The following is a 19192-nucleotide window of genomic DNA, read 5'->3' on the forward strand; positions in this document are numbered from 1 at the left end:
ACTAATCCCGAAAAGCCCGGACTACATTCCTGTGCCAGTTTAGAAAGGCGTTTTATGCCACAATCTTGACGCTGATATCATTTGTATACTAATTAATAACCCGAACAAGGCCCCACTATTTGCCTGTATTTCCGCAGCGCGCCGGTCTGGAAACGCCGCCCGCGCCGGGCGAGAGGTTTGATTGATGAACACCGCAGCAGCGCTGAAGACGGCGGAAGCCAAGCCGCTTCAGTTCCCAATCCCTGCCAATGTCTACGCTGAAACGGTGGTTTCGGTGAAGCATTATACGGATCGTCTTTTTTCCTTCCGCATCACCCGGCCGCAGTCGCTGCGCTTCCGTTCGGGCGAATTCGTCATGATCGGCCTGCCCAATGCCGAGAAGCCGGTCTACCGCGCCTATTCGGTGGCCAGCCCGTCCTGGGACGACGAAGTCGAGTTTTTCTCGATCAAGGTGCCGGATGGTCCGCTGACCTCCGAGCTGCAGAAGATCGTTCCCGGCGACACCGTGCTGATGCGCCAGAAGTCGACCGGCACGCTGGTGCTCGACGCGCTGACCCCGGGCAAGCGCCTGTTCATGATCTCGACCGGCACCGGCATTGCGCCCTTCGCCAGCCTGCTGCGCGACCCCGACACCTATGAGCGTTACGAACACGTCGTGCTGACCCACACCTGCCGCGACGTCGCCGAGCTGACCTATGGCCAGGAACTTGTCGCCAATCTCGAAAGCGATCCGCTCATCGGCGAGCTGACCCATGGCCGCGTCACGCTCTACAATTCGACGACGCGCGAGGAATCCGAGCGCATGGGCCGCATCACCGCGCTCATCTCGTCGGGCAAGTTCTTTTCCGATCTCGGCATCGACAAGTTCGATCCCGAAAGCGACCGCATCATGATCTGCGGCTCGATGCACATGCTCAAGGACGTCAAGGAGCTGGCCGAGAGCCTCGGTTTTGTCGAGGGCTCGCTGCACGTGCCCGGCACCTTCGTCGTCGAGCGCGCCTTCGTCGGCTGACGCCCCCTGATTGTGCCGGATCGCCCAGCGGTCCGGCGGTTTGACCAATCGGTCAAAATATCGCTGCACCGTTCAGCTTTTTCGTCTATCTTCCGCCTCGGGGACTCGTGGAGCATCGCACCACGGGCTATTCTTGTTTTTTGTGCCGTGGTGAAAGCGCACTGCTTTTCCGCGACGGCTCCTGAGATATCGCGCCGAATACAAGGCGTCCGGAGGAAAGGCAGTCAGATGAGCGGCAAGCTGCGCGAAGCCGAAATGCACCCCTCAGCCACGGTCATGCCCTTGCCTTCGCGGTTGGCTGCGAATGCGGCCGACACGCACGCCATTGCGCGCAATCCTGGGATGGCGCTGGATCTGGGTTTTGTCGAATCGATGCGCAGCGTCAACCGCTCGGCGCTGGAGCGGCGGGTCGGCACGCTGACCAAGAGGCGCTCGATCAAGGCCGACAACCAGGCGGCCTGGCTGCTCAGGTCGATCTCGCTGATGGACCTGACGACGCTGAACTCCAACGACACCGACGAGCGCGTGCGCCGGCTCTGCGCCAAGGCGGTGAACCCGCTGCGGCGCGATCTGGTCGAGGCGCTGGGCCTCGGCGAGACGGTCATCCGGCCGGCTGCGGTCTGTGTCTACCATCCGTTCGTCGCCACCGCGGTGGAGGCGGTGAGGGGCACCGGCATCCATGTCGCCGCCGTGTCGACGGCCTTTCCGCATGGCCTTGCGCCACTCGCCACCCGGATCGCCGAGATCGAGGCTTCGGTCGCCGACGGCGCCGACGAGATCGACGTCGTCATCCCGCGCGGGCTGGTGTTCGGGGCCAGGTGGCAGGAGCTCTATGACGAGATCAAGGCATTCCGCGCCGCCTGCGGCGAAGCGCATCTGAAGGTCATCCTCGGCACCGGCGATCTCGCGACTTTGCGCAATGTCACGCTCGCCTCGATGGTGGCGATGATGGCGGGCGCCGACTTCATCAAGACCTCGACCGGCAAGGAAAGCGTCAACGCGACGCTGCCGGTGGGGCTCGCCATGGTCAGGGCGATCCGCGCCTATCACGAGCAGACCGGCTATCTCATCGGCTTCAAGCCGGCCGGCGGCATCTCGACGGCAAAAGTCTCGCTCGACTGGCTGGTGCTGATGAAGGAAGAGCTCGGCCGGCCCTGGCTCGAGCCCGAGCTGTTCCGCTTCGGCGCGTCGAGCCTGCTCACCGACATCGAACGCCAGCTCGAGCACCACATCAGCGGCCGCTACTCGGCCAACCACCGCCACGCCATGGCGTGAGGCTTTTACTCCCAACCTCCCCCTTGTGGGGAGGGTCGCGCCGCAGGCGCGGGGTGGGGGTAAGCGAGACCGGCCGATTGTGTGTCCGATGAACAGATTAAAGAGCAAATTACCCCCACCCCGATCGGCCATGCCGATCGCCCCTCCCCACAAGGGGGAGGGTGAAGGAGGCCTCTCATGAACATCCTCGAACGATACCACGCCATGGATTATGCCCCAGCCCCCGAGGCCCGCAGCGAGGCCGATGCCTGGCTGGCCGGCCGCGACTTCTCCAAATCACTGTTCATAGCTGGCGAGTGGCGCGCGGCGGCGGATGAAAAAACCTTCGACACCGAAGATCCATCGAGCGGCAAGCTTTTGGCCAAGGTCTCCGATGCCTCTGCCGCCGACATCGAGACGGCGGTGGCAGCAGCTCGCAAGGCGCTGCCGAAGTGGAGCGCTGCCTCGGGCTACGAGCGCGCCAAGGTGCTTTATGCCATCGGCCGTGCCATGCAGCGCCACCAGCGGCTGTTTGCGGTGCTGGAAAGCCTCGACAATGGCAAGCCGATCCGCGAGAGCCGCGACATCGACGTGCCGCTGGCGATCCGCCACTTCATCCACCATGCCGGCTGGGCCCAGTCGCTGGACAAGGAGTTCCCCGGCCGCAAGCCGGCTGGCGTCGTGGGCCAGATCATTCCGTGGAATTTTCCGCTGCTGATGCTGGCCTGGAAGATCGCACCGGCACTTGCCACCGGCTGCACCGTGGTGCTGAAGCCGGCCGAGTTCACGCCGCTGACGGCGATCCTGTTTGCCGAGATCTGCGAGCGCGCGGGCGTGCCCAGGGGCGTGGTCAACATCGTCCAGGGCGGACCCGAGGCAGGCGCGGCGATCGTCAACCATGCCGGCATCGACAAGATCGCCTTCACCGGCTCGTCCGAGGTCGGCAAGATCATCCGCAAGGCGACCGCCGGCAGTGGCAAGAAGCTGTCGCTGGAGCTTGGCGGCAAGTCGGCCTTCATCGTCTTTGAGGATGCCGATCTCGACAGCGCGGTCGAAGGCCTTGTCGACGGCATCTGGTTCAACCAGGGCCAGGTCTGCTGCGCCGGTTCGCGGCTTCTGGTGCAAGAGAGCGTTGCCGACGCCTTCATCGCCAAGGTCAAGACACGCATGAGCCGGCTGCGCGTCGGCGCGCCATTGGACAAGAACACCGACATCGGCCCGCTGGTCGACAAGACCCAGCTCGACAGGGTCAGGCGGCTTGTCGAGGAGGGCGCCAGGCAAGGCGCGGTCTGCTGGCAGCCCGACCAGGATGTGCCTGAGACCGGCTACTACCACCTGCCGACCTTGGCGACTGGTGTCGCACCCGCCAACATCCTCGCCCAGGAAGAGGTGTTCGGCCCGGTGCTCGCCACCATGAGCTTCCGCAACACCGAAGAGGCGGTCGAGCTTGCCAACAACACCCGTTATGGCCTTGCCGCCTCGGTGTGGAGCGAAAACGTCAATCTGGCGCTGCATGTCGCCCCGCAGCTCAAGGCCGGAGTGGTCTGGGTCAACGGCACCAACATGTTCGACGCATCTTGCGGCTTCGGCGGTTATCGCGAAAGTGGCTTCGGCCGCGAGGGCGGGCGCGAGGGGCTGGAGGAATATCTGGCATCCAGCGAGCCGCATGGCCCCGTCATCAAGCCGGCTTCGGCTCCCAAGGCAGCCGCGCGCGACAATGGCGAAAGCCACGCCATCGACCGCACGGCAAAACTGTTCATTGGTGGCAAGCAGGTCCGTCCCGACGGCAATTATTCGATTGCCGTACTCACGCCCAAGGGCAAGCTCGCGGGCGAGGTCGGCCTTGGCAGCCGCAAGGACATCCGCGACGCGGTCTCGGCGGCTAGAGCCTGCAAGGCCTGGCCTGAGGCGACAGCCTACAACCGCGCCCAGGTGCTCTATTACCTCGCCGAGAATCTCTCGGGCCGCACGGAAGACTTCGCTGCCCGCATCTCGGAACTGACTGGCGCCAGCCACAAGGTCGCGAAGGCCGAGGTCGAAACCTCGATCGAGCGGCTGTTCTACTACGCCGGCATGGCCGACAAGTTCGAGGGCAGGGTGCACCAGCCGCCGGCGCGCACGGTCACGCTGGCGCTGCATGAACCGGTCGGGGTCATCGGCATCGTTGCCTCAGACGAGGCGCCGCTGCTCGGTCTGATCTCGCTCATCGCCCCCGCACTCGCCATGGGCAACACGGTGGTGCTGGTACCGTCGACCACCGCCCCGCTCGTTGCCACCGACCTCTACCAGGTGATCGAATATTCCGACGTGCCTTCAGGCGCGATCAGCATCGTCACCGGCCATACCGCCGAACTGGCAGCCGTGCTCGCCAAACACGACGACGTCGACGGCCTGTGGGTCGTCGCCGAGGCCGACATCTGCGCCAGGGCGGAAGCGGAATCGACAGGCAATCTCAAGCGCGTCTGGACCGGCCACGGCCGCAGCCTCGACTGGCCAACAGCCCAAGGCGAAGCCTTCCTCCGCCGCGCGACAGAGGTCAAGAACGTCTGGGTCCCATACGGGGATTGAGGGGAATAGGGCAGTAAGGCAGTAAGGCAGTAAGGCAGTAAGGCAGTAAGGCAGTAAGGGGAGCTTTCTCCCATACTGCCCTATTCCCCTACTGCCTTACCTCCTCAACTTATCTTCGTCAGCAGTTGCAGCAGCGTTTCCGCATCCTTCGCAGATAGCGGCGAAAGCGTCTCATCGCTGATCGCCTTTGCCAGCGGCACAAGCTCTTCTATGGCGCGGCGCCCCTCGTCGGTCAGGTTGACCTGAAGCCGGCGTTTGTCGACCTCATGCTTGCTGAGCCGAACCAGCCCACGCGCCGCCAGCCGGTCAATGACGCCTTTGACTGTCGCCGCATCCATGGCGATCATGTTGCCAAGCTGGTTTTGCGAGGTCTCGCCGACATCGTGCAGCTTGGCGAGCGCGGCGAACTGCGGCGGTGTCAGGTCGCTGATGTGCGAGGCGAAGATCGCGACATGGCGTTGGTTTGCCTTGCGCAGGATGAAACCGATCTGCCCCTGGACCTGATAGTCGCCTTCACTGGGGTTCGGGCTCATCGCAGGCCGTCCCAGGCCTTGATGTCGGAGGCCTTCAATCCACCCATGCGGTCGTGAATGCGCGGGCCTGAGGTCATGACCAGCGCGAAGACGATTTCGTCGGGGCGTGGCCCGTCCGGCACGCCCACCTCCATGGCATCGAAATGGCTGCGCACATAGGCGGCGTTGATATGGCCGATCGGCACGTCGAGCCGCGCGCCGAAGGCGCCGAGCTTCTTGGCCGAGGGTACGATCGCCTTGGCTTCGCCGAGGCGTTCGCGCATGGCGTAGCCGCCCGGCACGTGCCATAGCGCGCCGTGTTCCAGTTCGCCGGCCGAGCCGACGATGGCGCCCTTGCCATAGCCGTCTATGGCCTTGGCATCGCCACCGAGCGCCGCGATCAGCCGGTCGGACAGCATCAGCCCGAGGGGTTTCAGATCCTCCATCGCGCTTTGCAGATCCTCGACATAGCGGCCGGCGAGCGGGTTCTTCACCACCGCGAGCGCTGCCGCCCGTCGTCGCGGCGTGTCCGCGGCGCGGCCTCCATCATGGAATATCTCTTCGACCGTCACCGCGATCTTGCGGATTGGAAACTCAGGCATGGCTCAGTACCCCCCTAATCGAAACATCGGGCACGGCGGCAAACTGTTTGCCGCTGATGCGATGTTCACCTGCGAGGAATAGCGCGGCAGACTGGATCGACCCTTGCCGCCGCAACGTTTCGGCGATTTTGAGGCCGGCATCGAGTGCCGCGCGGATATCTGCTTGAGGCAGTGGACTGACATCAGTGGTGACCAGCCTTTGGCCGAGATCGCTGTCGGGCGCCAGTTCGCGTGCTGGCTTGCGCTGGATGGCCGGGTGCCCGGGCAGGTCGACGGCATTGGCGATCAATGTCGCCGCCGCATCGGCAGCTGCAGCGCTGGCGGCCAGCACGGTCACCGCCTCGGCGATGCCGAGCGAAAAGCTGCGCCCGCGCCAGCCGCTGGTGGCGATGCCGCGCACACCATCTTCCGCCCGGATCGTCAGCCGGTCGGCAAGACCGTGACCGGTACCGGCAATCGCTACTGAAATCTCGTGGCCCGGCGCTATATGCAAGGCGATGTCGCCACCATTGTTGATGTAGGCGCGGTCGAGCCTGCGCCCTGCGACCATCGCCGCCATGATCTCGTCGGCGACCGAGCCTGCAACCGCGGCCATCGGCGTGATGAACGCCCGGGCCAAAGGCGCGACCGCGGCCTCCATGCGCTGCGCCGTCGCGCCAGCGAAAAGTCGGGGCGTTGTCGAGGCCGGGCGGCGCAGCTCGGCGAGTTCGTCGACAAGCTCGGGCAGGATCGTCTCGAAACGCCGGGCGGCTTGCCGGTAGGCCGCCTGCAGCTCTTCGGCATCGCCAAAGGCCTCGACGATCAGGTCGATGGGGCCGTGGTTGAAGTGCAGGCGGCGGCGGTCGGGCAGCCAGGAGATTTCGGGGCCATTCATGGCAACCCGCCCGGCGCCATCCGGCGCAATTGCGCCAGTGGTGGCCAGGGGTTGTCTGTCCCGGCCGATCCAGTCGCCCGCTCGTTGAAATATTCGCCGCCACGCGCCATCACGTCGTCGACGCTCCTGATCTCGCTTTCATAGCCGCCGAGCGCCAGATAGTCGTCGCGCCGAAGCGTGAATTCGATCGGCGCCACCAGTGCCGGGGTCGGCACGTAGCCAAAGGCGTTGTCAGGCACGCGCGTGACATCGACCATCAAGGTGATGCCGCCACCGGGCCAGACATAGACTGGCGCGCCGCCCACCGTCACGTAGGTTCTCAGGCCTTGCACCGAGCGTGTCAGGTTGACCGGGTTCTCGGTCACCCCGGCACGCAGGCTGCCGCCGGCGCCACCGACGAACAGCACCGTACACATAGCCGGCTCACAATTCTCCTCGATCAGCCCGACCGATTTGCCCAACCGCTCCGGAAATGGCTTTTCGACCGGCTTGAGATCGTCGTCGAGCTCGTAATAGGCGAACTGCTCGCCGGTGGTGGAGACCATCAGCAGCGACAGGCCGGGCCGAGCGCCCTTGTTGGCGTTCCACTCGCCGAGGATGGCGAGCGGATCGGAGATCGAAGTGCCGCCCCAGCCAAGGCCGGGTTCCGACACCTTGAAATAGCGCCCCGGCGTCGAACGGCGGCCGAGGATCCTGATCCCGGTTGCCTCCCAGCCCAGAACCTTGCCGGCCTGGTGCTCGGAGACGACGCCGGTGATGTGATCGTCGACCACCACAACCTCGTCGACAAGGCCGCGCCATTGCGTCGCGAACATGCCGATGGTCGCCGAGCCGCAGCCGACGCGCATGCGATGCTCCGCTTTGCCATCGATGATGGGCGGCTTGCCGGCCTCGACCACGATTGTCGCGCCGCCGTCGATGCTGAGCTCGACCGGCTTGCGGTTGCACAAGCTGAGCAGCGTGTCGCAGGTCACCCGGCCTTCCGATTTGGAGCCTCCGGTCAGATGATGCACGCCACCGAGCGACAGCATCTGCGAGCCATACTCGCCCGTCGTCACATGGCCGACAGCCTCGCCTTGCGCGCGTACCATTGCCGTCTCGGGACCAAGGTGGCGGTCGGTGTCGATCTTCACCTTGACGCCGCAATAGGAGAAGATGCCCTCGGTCACGACGGTGACGAGATCGACGCCTTCGACCTCCTGGCTGACGATGAAAGGTGCCGGCTTGTAGTCGGGATAGGTGGTGCCCGCGCCGATCGCGGTGACGAAGCGCCGTCCTGTGTTGACCAGTTCCCCGTCCCACGCCTCGCCGCCGAACGGCACCACGGCCGCGCTTTTTTCGACCGCATAGTCAAGCACGCGGACGGGGTCGGCGCGCACAATGCGGCCACCGAAATTGCCGTAGCGGTCGCAGGCGCCGGTGCGGCCCTCGGCGATGTAGCACATCACCGGGCAGGCGTCGCAGCGCAGCTTTTCGTCTGCTTGCCGGTCGCCGGGTTCATGCGTCTCGAAACGTTCGGAGAGCTCGTTCATCGCCGTGCCTCCTGGATTGCCGAAAGGACCCGCGAGGGCGTTGCCGGCACCCTGGTCATCGCAACACCGGTGGCGTGGCGGATGGCGTTGAGGATCGCCGGTGCCGTCGGGATCAGCACATGCTCGCCCAAACCCTTGGCGCCGAATGGTCCTTCCGGATCCGGAACTTCCACCAGTATGGTCTCGATCGGCGGCACGTCGCCGATCGTCGGGATCAGGTAGTCGTGCAGGTTCTCGGTCCGGCCGGGAATATACTCTTCCATCAGCGCCATGCCGATGCCCTGGGCGATGCCGCCTTCGATCTGGCCTTCGGCGAGCAGCGGGTTGATCGCCTTGCCGACATCATGCGCCGCGGTGATCTTGACCAGCCTGACCGTGCCCAGCGCGAGATCGACCTCGAGCTCGGCGATCTGGGCGCCATAACCATAGACCGCATAGGGCTTGCCCTGGCCCTTGGCATCGAGCGGCGCGGTTGGCGGGTCGTAGCTCTCCTCGGCGGCGAAGACGAGGCCGTCCTTGTCTGCTTCAAGCTTCGTCAGGTCGATGCGCCGGCGTTCACCGCCTTCGTGCACGACCAGGAACCCACCCTGCAGCAATTGCAGCGATGCCTCGTTTGAGACATTGGCGTAGCGCAGGACCGTGTCGCGCAGCGCCCTTGCCGCCTTTTCCGCCGCCTTCCCCGACACATAAGTCTGGCGTGAGGCCGAGGTCTTGCCGGCGTCAGGCGTGATCGACGTGTCGGCGCCTTTCAGCACGAAGTCGCCGAGCGGCAGGCCGAGCGCGTCGGCGGCGATCTGGGCGATGACGGTGTTCGATCCCTGGCCGATGTCGACAGCGCCCTGGTGCAGCACGACCTTGCCGTCGGGCGAGATGCCGAGCTTGATTGTCGAGGGGTTGGGCAGCGAGGTGTTGCCGCAGCCATACCAGCACGAGGCGATGCCGACGCCGCGCTTGGTTGTGCTGTTGGTCGCGTTGAAGGCATCAGCTTCGGAAAGCGCGCGTGTCCAACGCGAGGCTAGCACCTCGAGGCATTCACCGATGCCGACGCCCGCTTCCAGTCGCTGTCCGGTAACCGTTTCGGAGCCGTTGCGAAGCGCATTCTTCAGGCGAAATTGCAGCCGGTCGATGCCAAGCGTGTCTGCCAGCTCGTCATAGAGCGTCTCCTGCATCAATGTCGCCTGGGGCACGCCGAAACCACGGAACGCGCCCGATACCGGGCCGTTCGTATGGATCGCGCGGGCGACGGCGCGATAATTCGGCGTGGCATAGGGTCCCGATGCGTGCACCGGTACCCGGTTGGCGACGGTCGGGCCGAAGCTGGCATAGGCGCCGGTGTTGAACGTGCCGTCAAAGACCATTCCACTGATCATGCCGTCGGCATCCGTACCGATCGTCGCCCGCATCGAGGCCGGATGACGCTTGGTGGTCGAGGCCATCGATTCCTGGCGCGTATAGGCCAGCGCGGCCGCCCTGCCGGTCTTGAGCGCCACCAGCCCGATCAGCGGCTGCAGCGAGATGTCGATCTTCGAACCGAACCCGCCGCCAGTCGCCGTCGGCATGATGCGCACCTTGTCCGGCGCGAGGCCCAGGATACGAGCGGTATCGTCGCGGTCCATGTGAGGTGCCTGGGTGCAGGCAACGATGGTCAGCGTGTCGTCGTCGAGGAATGCATAGCCGGCTTCCGGTTCGATATAGGCATGCTCTACATAGGACGTCTGCATGCTGCCCGAGACCACGCATGCCGCCTGTGCCAGAGCATTTTCCGGCTCGCCGCGCTCGACCAATCCGCGCACAAGCAGATTGTCGGGGCGGTTGGCGTGGACGAGCGCGGCCCCTTCCGCCTGGGCACCCGGCGGTTCCAGCATTGCGGGCAGTTCGCGCCATGTGACGGGAAATGCCGCCATGTCCAGATCGCGCGCCACCCAGCCCTCGCAGGCCACCAGCGCCACCGCCTCGCCGCGGAAGCGCGTCTCGCCCTCGGCCAGCGCCGGCTGGTCGGCAAAGGGCGGGATGACGCCAAAACTGTTGATGCCCGGGATATCCCGGGCAGTGAATACAGCCGCAACGCCGGCATTGTCGGCGATATAGGCACCGAGATCGCCGAAGGAGAAGCTGGCCCGGTGATGCGGCGAGCGGACGACCAGAACCGACAAGGCGACAGCGGGAAATGAATCGCCGCCGAAAAGCTCGGCTCCTGTCACCTTGGGAATGCCGTCGAGCCTGACGGGCGAGTTGCCTACGGCGGCACCTGAGGGGGGCAGCGCGAATTGCCCGTCACCCTTGCCCTCTCCCCATAAACGGGGCGAGGGGAGCGTCAACGTCGCGACCATCTCCCTTCCCCCCGCCGGCGGGGAGAGGCTGCCGGCAGGCGGATGAGGGGCGGCACTGTCGTCGTTCCAGCGCCACGCCCCCATAACGGCCTCGACGATCTTGCGGTAGCCGGTGCAGCGGCACAAAACCCCGCCGAGTGCGTCCTGCACCTGCTGCTCGCTCGGCTGGGCGATGCGCTCCAGCAACGCGCTCGCCGTCACCAGCAGGGCGGGCGTGCAGATGCCGCATTGTGCCGCGCCATGCGCCAGGAACGAAGCCTGCAGCGCCGACAGGCTGCCATTGCCCAGTCCCTCGACGGTGCGGATCGAGGTGCCTTCCACCGACGCCATCGGCAGCAGGCAGGCGCAGACCGGCTCGCCGTCCATGAGCACGGTGCAGGCGCCGCAGTCGCCGGCATCGCAGCCCACCTTGGTGCCGGTCAGCCTGAGGTCGTCGCGCAGCACCGACGACAGCCGCCGCATCGGCGCGGCGGTTACCGACATGAGGGCGCCGTTGACTGTGAAGTTGATCGGCGCCCGGTCGCTTTTCATGCCGCTGCCCGTTTCTGCGAGCCATGTGTCGCCAGCAAAATTGCACGCGCCACGATCTCGCGCGCCGCACTTCGCCTGTACCCGGCGCTGCCGCGCACGTCGTCGATCGGCGATAATTCATCCAGCCCTGCGGCTTGGACGCTCGCTTCAATGGCTTCCGGCCCTTGCCCGGCAAGCGAAGCTTCCAGGGGGTACAGGCGCTGCGCCACCGCGGAGCAGGAACCCACTGAAATCGCCGCGCTGGCGATCCGTCCTTGGCCGTCGAGCACGACCCTTGCCGCCGCCATGGCGATCGAGATGACGAGATAGCGCCGCGCCCCCAGTTTGACGAAGGCCGAACGACCGGCAACGCTGGCCTTGGGAATGCGCAGCGCCGTCACCAGTTCGTCCTCGCGCAGTCTCGTTTGGCGGTTGCCGACGATGAATTCGCCAAGCGGCAGGATGCGCAGCTCGTGACGCGACCGCAGCTCGACCTCGGCGTCGAGTATCATCAGGGCCGGAACCCCATCCGCTGCCGGCGAGGCGTTGCATATGTTGCCGGCTACCGACGCGACGTTCTGGATCTGGATCGAGCCGACCTCGCGCGCCGCCTGCTTCAGTGCCTCGAAGGCCGGCGGCAGCGGCGTCTTGTCGACCTCGGCCCAGCTTGTGCGCGCCCCGATGACAAAATGGCTGTCGCTTTCGACGATGCCACGCAGCGCGTCGATACCATTGATATCGATTACATCGTACTGAAGCGGGCGGTTGCCCAAGGCGGGATAGAAGTCCGTTGCGCCCGCCAGAATTCGCCACGAACCTTCGCTGAGCAGCGCCAGCGCTTCGTCGAGCGTCTTGGGTTTCGCGTAACGGGTCACGCAATGCCTCCCGGCAGTTGCCGGACATTTTCATTCGTACACAAGTGATAACCTGCCGGGACCTTTTGTCAAAGCCTGGCTTTACTTCGCCGGATCACTTCCCGGCGCGGATTGCGCCTCGCCAAGTTGGTGGTTGACGCAAGGCGCCTTCTGGACGAATTTCGGCGGCCCGCCACCGAGGCGGTACCGATTGAGTCACAATGGAGGCCGTATGGCCACGGACGCGCTTATCGTCGTCGATCTGCAAAACGACTTCTGCCCCGGCGGCGCGCTTGCCGTTAATGGCGGCGACGAGATCATTCCGCTGGTCAACGACCTCATCCGCAACGCCGAGCACGTCATGCTGACCCAGGACTGGCATCCGGCCAGCCATTCGAGCTTTGCTTCCAGCCATCCGGGCAAGCATCCGTTCGAAAGCGTTCGCATGTCGTACGGGCCGCAGACCCTGTGGCCAGATCACTGCATCCAGGGCAGCCGTGGCGCCGATTTCCACCCCGGGCTCGCTTGCGCCAAGGCCGAAATCGTCATCCGCAAGGGCTTTCGCCCAGGCATCGACAGCTACTCGGCATTTTTCGAAAACGACCGCTTCACCCCGACCGGTCTTGCGGGATATCTCCGCGAGCGTGACGTCGCCTCCATAACCCTCGTCGGCCTCGCCACCGATTTTTGCGTCGCCTATTCGGCGCTCGACGCGGTCAAGCATGGCTTCGCCACCACGGTGCGCCTCGATGCGTGCCGGGCGATCGACCTCAATGGTTCGCTGGAGACGATGATCGGCAAGATGCGCGACGCCGGCGTAAAGCTGGTCTAGTTATCCGGCGCTGGCAGCGCCCGGCTGCGCCGCCGACACGACGAATTTGAAAAGAATGTCCGGCGCATACGCCGGCACCGAGGGGACAGCATGAAGAGTTCGCGTCTTGCGGCAGCGTCATTGGCGCTGGCCTGCTTGCTTGTGAGCGCGGAATCGGCGCTGGCAGCCGAGCAAGGGTTGCCTGGCGCGTCGATGTCGCTGTGGTGGGCGTTGCCCTTCGCGGGGTTGCTACTCTCCATTGCCACCGGGCCGCTGCTTTGCCCGCATGTCTGGGAACATCATTATGGCAAGATCACTGCAGGCTGGGCCGCCCTGGTCGTGGCGCCGCTCGCGCTGTTTTTCGGTTTCGACGTCTCAGCCGGGGCGGTGCTGCACACGCTGCTGCTCGAATACATGTCCTTCATCATCCTGCTGTTTGCATTGTTCACCATCTCGGGCGGCATCCTGGTGGCGGGCAACATCCAGGGCACGCCGCTGGTCAATGCCGGGCTTTTGCTGATCGGCGCGCTGCTCGCCTCGGTCGTCGGCACCACCGGCGCGTCGATGATCATGATCCGCCCCGTCATCCGCGCCAACGACAACCGGCCGTTCAACGCTCATGTCGTCGTCTTTTTCATCTTCCTGGTGTCCAACATCGGCGGTTCGCTGACCCCGTTGGGCGATCCGCCATTGTTCGTCGGTTTCCTGCGCGGCGTCGATTTCTTCTGGACCACCGCCAACCTCTGGTGCGAGACGCTTTTTGTCGGCGGCATCGTGCTTGCCGCCTTCCTTGCGGTCGACTGGTTTTTTCATAGGCGCGAGTTCGGCCGGCCCAAGATCAAGGACCCGACGCCGCATTCAAAGGTTCGCATCCGCGGCCTCGCCAATATCGTGCTCTTGGCCGGCGTCATCGGCGCCATCTTGCTGTCGGCGTCGTGGAAGCCCGGCGTCGCCTTCACCATCCAGGGGGTGGCGGTCGAACTGCAGAACCTCGTTCGCGACGCCATCATTATCGTTCTGGCCGTCGTCTCGCTTGCCGTCACCCGTAAGGAGTATCGCGCGGCCAATGGTTTTTCCTGGGGGCCGATCCTTGAGGTGGCGAAGCTGTTTGCCGGCATCTTCATCTGCATCGTGCCAGTCATCGCCATCCTGCGCGCCGGACTCGACGGCGCCTTCGCACCGCTGGTGGCACTGGTCACCGGGCCGGGCGGCGCGCCCAACGATCTCGCCTATTTCTGGCTCACCGGCGCGCTGTCGTCGTTCCTCGACAATGCGCCGACCTATCTGGTGTTTTTCGAACTGGCCGGAGGCGATCCGCAGGCGCTGATGACGACCTTCGCCACGACGCTGGTCGCGATCTCGGCCGGCGCGGTGTTCATGGGCGCCAACACCTATATCGGCAATGCGCCCAACTTCATGGTCTATGCCATCGCCAGGGAGAGGGGGGTCAGGATGCCCGGCTTCTTCGGCTACATGCTCTGGTCGGGCGCGGTGTTGATCCCGACGTTTCTGATTGCCGGTTTCGTGTTCTTCGGCTAGCCGACGCCGACATAGCGCCTGACCATTTCAGGATCGTTGCGCAGCCGCGCGACATCGACGGTTTCGCGGTTGCGGCCGTTTTCGATGAAGGCGACCCGGTCGGCCACCGACAGCACCGCATCGACGCGCTGCTCGACAAGAATGGTCGAAACGCCGCGGTCGCGCAGCGCGGCCACGGTCTCGCGGATTTTGGCGATCATCGATGGCATCAGGCCCTCGGTCGGTTCGTCGAGCAGCAGCACCTCTGGTTCGAGGCACAACGAGCGCGCCATCGCCAGCATCTGCTGCTCGCCGCCCGATAGCGTGCCGGAGCGTTGCCTTAGCCGCTCGCGCAGGACCGGGAACAGGTCGAGCACCGCCTCGCGGGTTGCAGCGCCCTTGCGGCGTGCCATCAGCCCGATCTCGATGTTTTCGGCAACCGTCAACTCTGCAAACAGCCGCCGTCCCTGCGGCACATAGGCGATGCCTGCCCTTGGCACCTCATGCGCGGGCAGTTCGGTCAGTTCCCGCGCGCCGAGCCTGATCGAACCGGCGCGTGCCGGCACCAGCCCCATGATCGCCTTCAGCGTCGTCGTCTTGCCGGCGCCATTGCGACCGAGCAGGCACAGCACCTCGCCCTTGCGCAGTTCGAGGTCGAGGCCGTGCAGCACCTGCACTTCGCCATAGAAGCAGTCGAGTCCGGATATCGTCAGCGCCGCAGTCATGTGCCTGCTTCCTGCGCGGTGCCGAGATAGGCTTCCTGCACGGCGGTGTTGGCACGGATTTCGGCTGGGCTGCCTTCAGCCAGTATCTTGCCGGCGTTGAACACGGTGATGCGCCGGGCCAGTTCCATCACGACCTGCATGTTGTGCTCGATCAGCAGCACTGTCGCGTCGCTGGCGATCTCGCGCACCAGCGCGATGAAGTTTTCGATCTCGCCGTCCGACAGGCCCTGCGTCGGTTCGTCGAGGATCAGCAGTCGCGGCTTGAGCGCCAGCCCCATCGCCACCTCGAGCAACCGCTGGTGGCCGTAGGCCAGGGCGCCCGCCGGCTCATGCGCCCGGCCGGCGAGCCCGACGCGTTCCAGCGCTTGCATTGCGCCCTGCCGCACCGCGCCGCGCGAACGCCCGTCGGTCAGCGTGCGCTGCACCGGCAGGGCGACGTTGTCGTAGGCGCTGAGATTGGCGAACACGCTGGTGATCTGGAACGTATAGGCGATGCCACGCCTGACGCGGAGATGCGCCGGCATGTCGGTAATGTCTTCGCCGTCGAAGGTGATGCGGCCCGAGCTTGGCGCGTAGCGTCCGCAGACGAGGCTGACGAAAGTCGTCTTGCCCGCACCGTTCGGTCCGATGACGGCGCGGATTTCGCCGGTTTCGAGCGAGAAATCGACATCGTCGACGGCGCGCAGGCCGCCGAAATGGCGCGACAATCCCTTGGTGGTCAAAAGCGCCGTCATGGCAGCCACCTGACCCAGCGCTCGCGCATCGTGCCGAGCACGCCTTTGCGGAAATAGAGCACCAGAAGGATCAGCACGAGGCCGACGACCAGCATGTAGGCCGAGGTGTAGCCGCTGGTGATGTCGATGACATAATACATGAACAGCGTGCCGAGCAGTGGGCCGAGCGTGGTGGCGGCACCGCCGAGCAGGACCCAGAGCAGCGGGAGGATCGAGTATTGCACCGAGGCGAAGGTCGAGCCGACATAACCGAACAGCAGGGCATAGGCAGCACCGGCGGCGGCGCAGATGACGCCCGAGGTGACGACTGCCGCCAGCTTGTTGGCGAAGGTGTCGTAGCCGAGCATCTTCGTCCGCTCCTCGTTCTCGCGGATCGCTACGAGCACCCGGCCATGGCGCGAGCGGACGATGGCGAGCGTGGCGAATAACGCCGCGGCAAACAGCGCCACCGCCAGCAGATAGCGCGTCGCCGGGTTGGTCAGGTCGAGCGTCCCGCTGCCGAGCGCGACCTGCCGCGTCTGCTGTTGCAGCACCAGCCCTTCGTCACCACGTGTCCATTCGCCGAAATAGAGCGTGGTCAGGTAAAACACCTGCGCGAACATCATCGTCACGATCATGAAGGCGACGCCCGACGTGCGCAGTGCCAGCAGGCCGATGACCAGCGCCACCACGAAGCCCGCGCCAAGTCCGCCGGCAAATGCCGCCGGCACGCCCCAGCCGAGATGGTAGAGCGGCAGGCCAGCACCATAGAGCCCGGCGGCGAAGAACATCGCGTGACCAAGGCTGAGCAGGCCGACATAGCCGAACAGCAGATTGTAGCCCATCGCAAAGACGGCGAGCACCAGCACCCGCGCCAGCACGCCATGATGATATTCGGGCAGGATGAAATTCAGCGCGACGAGCAGGGCGATGACAGCCGCATGCAACGCATAGACTTTGGCTGTCGTCCCGTCGCCGCTCATTTCGTCGCCGTTCCGAACAGGCCTTGCGGGCGGAACACCAGCACCATGGCAACGACGAGCGTGGCGATGATCTTGGCCAATGTCGGCGAGAAGAACACCGAGATGATGCCGTCGGAGACGCCGATCAGCAGGGCGGCGATGACGGTGCCGCGCAACGAGCCGAGCCCGCCGATGATGACGACGATGAACGACAGCAGCAGTGGGTCGAGGCCCATCAGATAATGCGCCTGCTGGATCGGCACGATCAGCACGGCGGCGATCGCCGCGAGCATGGCGCCGAGCGCGAAGACAGCGCCATAGACGCGCCCGACCGGGATGCCGAAGGCAAGGGCTGTCTCGCGGTCATATTGCGTCGCCCGCATGATCAGGCCGATGCGGGTGCGGGTCAGCACGAACCAGGTGGCGAGCAGCAAAAGCGCGGAGGCCGCGATGATCGACAGCTTGTAGCCGGAGTAGCCGAACCACGGCAGCTGGATGCGGTAGTTGAAAGGCGGCGTCACCGGCCGCGCCTCGGGGCCATAGAAGGTCAGCGCCAGCTGCTGGATGATGTAGAGCAGGCCGATGGTGGCTACGATTGTCGCTTCCGGGTTGTATTCGATGCGGCGCAGCACCAGCCGCTCGGCGATCCAGGCGATGGCGCCGACGATCAGCGGCGACAGCACCAATGCGAGTGCAAAGCCGAGTGCTGGATTTCCGCTGATGGCGGACGTGATCGCCCAGGCAAGCACCGCACCCAGCATGAAGAACTCGCCATGCGCGACATTGACGATGCGCATCACCCCGAACACCAGCGACAGCCCGAGCGCCGTCAGCGCCAGCACCGCCGAGGTGACCAGTCCTTCAAGCGTGGCGAGCAGGAGATGCGGGAAGAAGGCCATTCAGGGGCGGCGTCCTTACCCTCCCCCTTGTGGGGAGGGTGACCGTGCAGCGGTCGGGTGGGGGTATCGGGCTAGGGCTGTTCTAGACGACCCCCACCCCGGCGCGTTCCGCGCCGACCCTCCCCACAAGGGGGAGGGTGGAGGTCGCACCCTCACAGCGGCTGCGTCGTGTAGTCCGCTTCCGGCTCGTACAGGCCGTCCTCGATCGAGGTCCGGTGCACCACGTTGAGCTTGCCGCCTTCGACCTTGGAGATGTTCTGGTGGCCGAAGACCTGGTGGAGCTTGCCGTTGAACTTCTTGTCGCCCTGGGGATGCTCGGGGCCTTCCTTGAACTTGGTCAGCGCCTCGGTCGCCTCGACGAGCTTGGCGCGGTCCTCGGGGCCCTTGTAGCCCGAATCCTCCATCGCCTTCTTGATGACGTAGAGCGTTTCCCAGCAGCCGAACATGTGGGCCGCGGTCGAGACGTCCTTGGCGTCCGTCGTCGAGGCGCCATTGTCATCGATGCCGACGGCGGCGCGATAGGCTTTCTGCGCCTCGCTGTCATTGGCCTGGGCGTAGCGCGGCGAGCCTTCCCAGAAATGGCTGCCATCGAGAAATTCGAGGCCGGGGCTGTTGATGTCGACGGCTTCGAGCGAGTCGATGAAGCCGAACAGCTGCGGCTTGTTCGAGCCGTAGAACTCGCCGAGTTCCTTGACGAAGGTCAGGACGCCGGGGCCGACCATGACGTGGTACAGCACCTCGGTGTCGGCCGGGATCTGCGGCAGGTATTTGGTGAACGAGCTTTCGGTCGGCGGGATCGGAATCTGGGCCACGACCTCGCCGCCCTGCGCCTTGATGGCGGGCGCGAAGTAGTCGCGGTGATCGTAGCCGAAGGCATAGTCCGGATAGATCATCGTCACCTTCTTGCCGAGGTTGGCCGCGACCCAGGGCGCGACCGAAGTGACCTGCGAACGCACGTCGGTGATGCCGGGCTGGAACACCCAGCGGTTCAGCTTGCCCGAGGCGACGTGGTAGCCCTCGCTGACGACGTAATAGGGGATCTTGAGCTCGCCGGCGGTGGGCGCCGAGCCGACGACGACATGGCTAAACAGCGTGCCGAAGACGATGTCGGTCTTGTGCTGGCTGGCGAATTTCGCCACCACCTCGGCGCCACGCTTGGGATCAGTGCCGTCATCCTCGACGATGATCTCGACTGGCCGTCCATTGATGCCGCCGGCATCGTTGATCAGCTTGACCGCGGCATTGGTGGTCTTTTCGTACCAGCGGCCATAGGCAGCACCGATGCCGGTGCGGTGGGCCTGGAAGCCGATCTTGATCGGCGCCGACGACTGCGCCTGCGAATAGCGCACGAAGCCGGGTGCCGCCATCAGGCCGGCACCTGCGGCGATGCCCTTGAGCGCCGTGCGGCGGCTGAGACCGGTCTTGCCGATGTCGAAGAAGCGTTTAGTCATGCCCTGTCCCCTTGCCGTGCCTTTTGACCAGCTGTGGTGCGGATTGGCGGCTGTTCCGCCCGGAA

Annotated in this window: 16 protein-coding genes; 5 read left to right on the top strand and 11 right to left on the bottom strand. The window is 65.1% G+C overall.

Annotated features, from left to right (window positions below):
- The first annotated feature begins 184 nt into the window (after positions 1–184).
- From J1C56_RS20405 to J1C56_RS20415, 3 genes are all read left to right on the top strand, one after another.
- Positions 185–1012, top strand: a complete 828-nt coding sequence (locus J1C56_RS20405; RefSeq protein WP_214391907.1) for a ferredoxin--NADP reductase — start codon at positions 185–187, stop codon at positions 1010–1012.
- A 228-nt stretch (positions 1013–1240) separates the two neighbouring features.
- Positions 1241–2287, top strand: coding sequence for a deoxyribose-phosphate aldolase (gene deoC, locus J1C56_RS20410; RefSeq protein ID WP_214391908.1), 1047 nt, complete (start codon positions 1241–1243; stop codon positions 2285–2287).
- A gap of 177 nt (positions 2288–2464) precedes the next feature.
- The gene (locus J1C56_RS20415; RefSeq protein ID WP_214391909.1) at positions 2465–4834 is read left to right on the top strand and encodes an aldehyde dehydrogenase family protein; all 2370 of its coding nucleotides are present in this window, start codon (positions 2465–2467) and stop codon (positions 4832–4834) included.
- 104 nt (positions 4835–4938) lie between these two features.
- Here the strand turns inward: J1C56_RS20415 and J1C56_RS20420 are convergent, their stop codons facing one another.
- From J1C56_RS20420 to J1C56_RS20445, 6 genes are read right to left on the bottom strand one after another with little or no spacing between them, the layout of a single operon-like run.
- Complete coding sequence (locus J1C56_RS20420; RefSeq protein ID WP_214391910.1) at positions 4939–5367, bottom strand: MarR family winged helix-turn-helix transcriptional regulator; 429 nt, start codon at positions 5365–5367, stop codon at positions 4939–4941.
- A complete protein-coding gene (locus tag J1C56_RS20425; RefSeq protein ID WP_214391911.1) occupies positions 5364–5948 on the bottom strand; it encodes an amino acid synthesis family protein in 585 nt (194 codons plus the stop codon). The genes J1C56_RS20420 and J1C56_RS20425 overlap by 4 nt, the downstream gene beginning before the upstream one ends.
- Positions 5941–6822, bottom strand: coding sequence for a UPF0280 family protein (locus tag J1C56_RS20430; RefSeq protein WP_214391912.1), 882 nt, complete (start codon positions 6820–6822; stop codon positions 5941–5943). Before J1C56_RS20430 ends, J1C56_RS20425 begins: the two co-directional genes overlap by 8 nt.
- Entirely contained in the window at positions 6819–8354 is a 1536-nt protein-coding gene (locus J1C56_RS20435; RefSeq protein ID WP_214391913.1) for a 6-hydroxynicotinate reductase, read from the bottom strand. Before J1C56_RS20435 ends, J1C56_RS20430 begins: the two co-directional genes overlap by 4 nt.
- Positions 8351–11215, bottom strand: coding sequence for a molybdopterin-dependent oxidoreductase (locus J1C56_RS20440; protein WP_214391914.1), 2865 nt, complete (start codon positions 11213–11215; stop codon positions 8351–8353). Before J1C56_RS20440 ends, J1C56_RS20435 begins: the two co-directional genes overlap by 4 nt.
- Positions 11212–12069, bottom strand: a complete 858-nt coding sequence (locus J1C56_RS20445) for an FAD binding domain-containing protein (RefSeq protein WP_214391915.1) — start codon at positions 12067–12069, stop codon at positions 11212–11214. The genes J1C56_RS20440 and J1C56_RS20445 overlap by 4 nt, the downstream gene beginning before the upstream one ends.
- A gap of 211 nt (positions 12070–12280) precedes the next feature.
- Here J1C56_RS20445 and pncA point away from each other — a divergent pair, with 211 nt between their 5' ends.
- Together pncA and J1C56_RS20455 are read left to right on the top strand one after the other, a co-directional pair.
- A complete protein-coding gene (gene pncA, locus J1C56_RS20450; RefSeq protein WP_214391916.1) occupies positions 12281–12880 on the top strand; it encodes a bifunctional nicotinamidase/pyrazinamidase in 600 nt (199 codons plus the stop codon).
- Between the two features lie 90 nt (positions 12881–12970).
- On the top strand, positions 12971–14398 hold the full coding sequence (locus J1C56_RS20455) for a sodium:proton antiporter (RefSeq protein ID WP_214391917.1): 1428 nt from the start codon (positions 12971–12973) through the stop codon (positions 14396–14398).
- On the opposite strand, the gene J1C56_RS20460 is transcribed toward J1C56_RS20455, so the two are convergent.
- The 5 genes from J1C56_RS20460 to J1C56_RS20480 form a co-directional block, all read right to left on the bottom strand.
- Positions 14395–15102, bottom strand: a complete 708-nt coding sequence (locus J1C56_RS20460) for an ABC transporter ATP-binding protein (protein WP_214391918.1) — start codon at positions 15100–15102, stop codon at positions 14395–14397. The two genes, J1C56_RS20455 and J1C56_RS20460, sit on opposite strands and share 4 nt — an antisense overlap.
- A complete protein-coding gene (locus J1C56_RS20465) occupies positions 15099–15836 on the bottom strand; it encodes an ABC transporter ATP-binding protein (protein WP_214391919.1) in 738 nt (245 codons plus the stop codon). The genes J1C56_RS20460 and J1C56_RS20465 overlap by 4 nt, the downstream gene beginning before the upstream one ends.
- Positions 15833–16798: a branched-chain amino acid ABC transporter permease gene (locus tag J1C56_RS20470; protein ID WP_214391920.1), complete on the bottom strand. Its 966-nt coding sequence runs from the start codon at positions 16796–16798 to the stop codon at positions 15833–15835. The genes J1C56_RS20465 and J1C56_RS20470 overlap by 4 nt, the downstream gene beginning before the upstream one ends.
- Entirely contained in the window at positions 16795–17676 is an 882-nt protein-coding gene (locus tag J1C56_RS20475; RefSeq protein WP_214391921.1) for a branched-chain amino acid ABC transporter permease, read from the bottom strand. The genes J1C56_RS20470 and J1C56_RS20475 overlap by 4 nt, the downstream gene beginning before the upstream one ends.
- Positions 17677–17828: 152 nt before the next feature.
- Positions 17829–19127, bottom strand: coding sequence for an ABC transporter substrate-binding protein (locus tag J1C56_RS20480; protein ID WP_214391922.1), 1299 nt, complete (start codon positions 19125–19127; stop codon positions 17829–17831).
- Positions 19128–19192 lie beyond the last annotated feature (65 nt).

This window comes from Aminobacter anthyllidis, from assembly GCF_018555685.1.
Classification (GTDB): Bacteria; Pseudomonadota; Alphaproteobacteria; order Rhizobiales; family Rhizobiaceae; genus Aminobacter; species Aminobacter anthyllidis.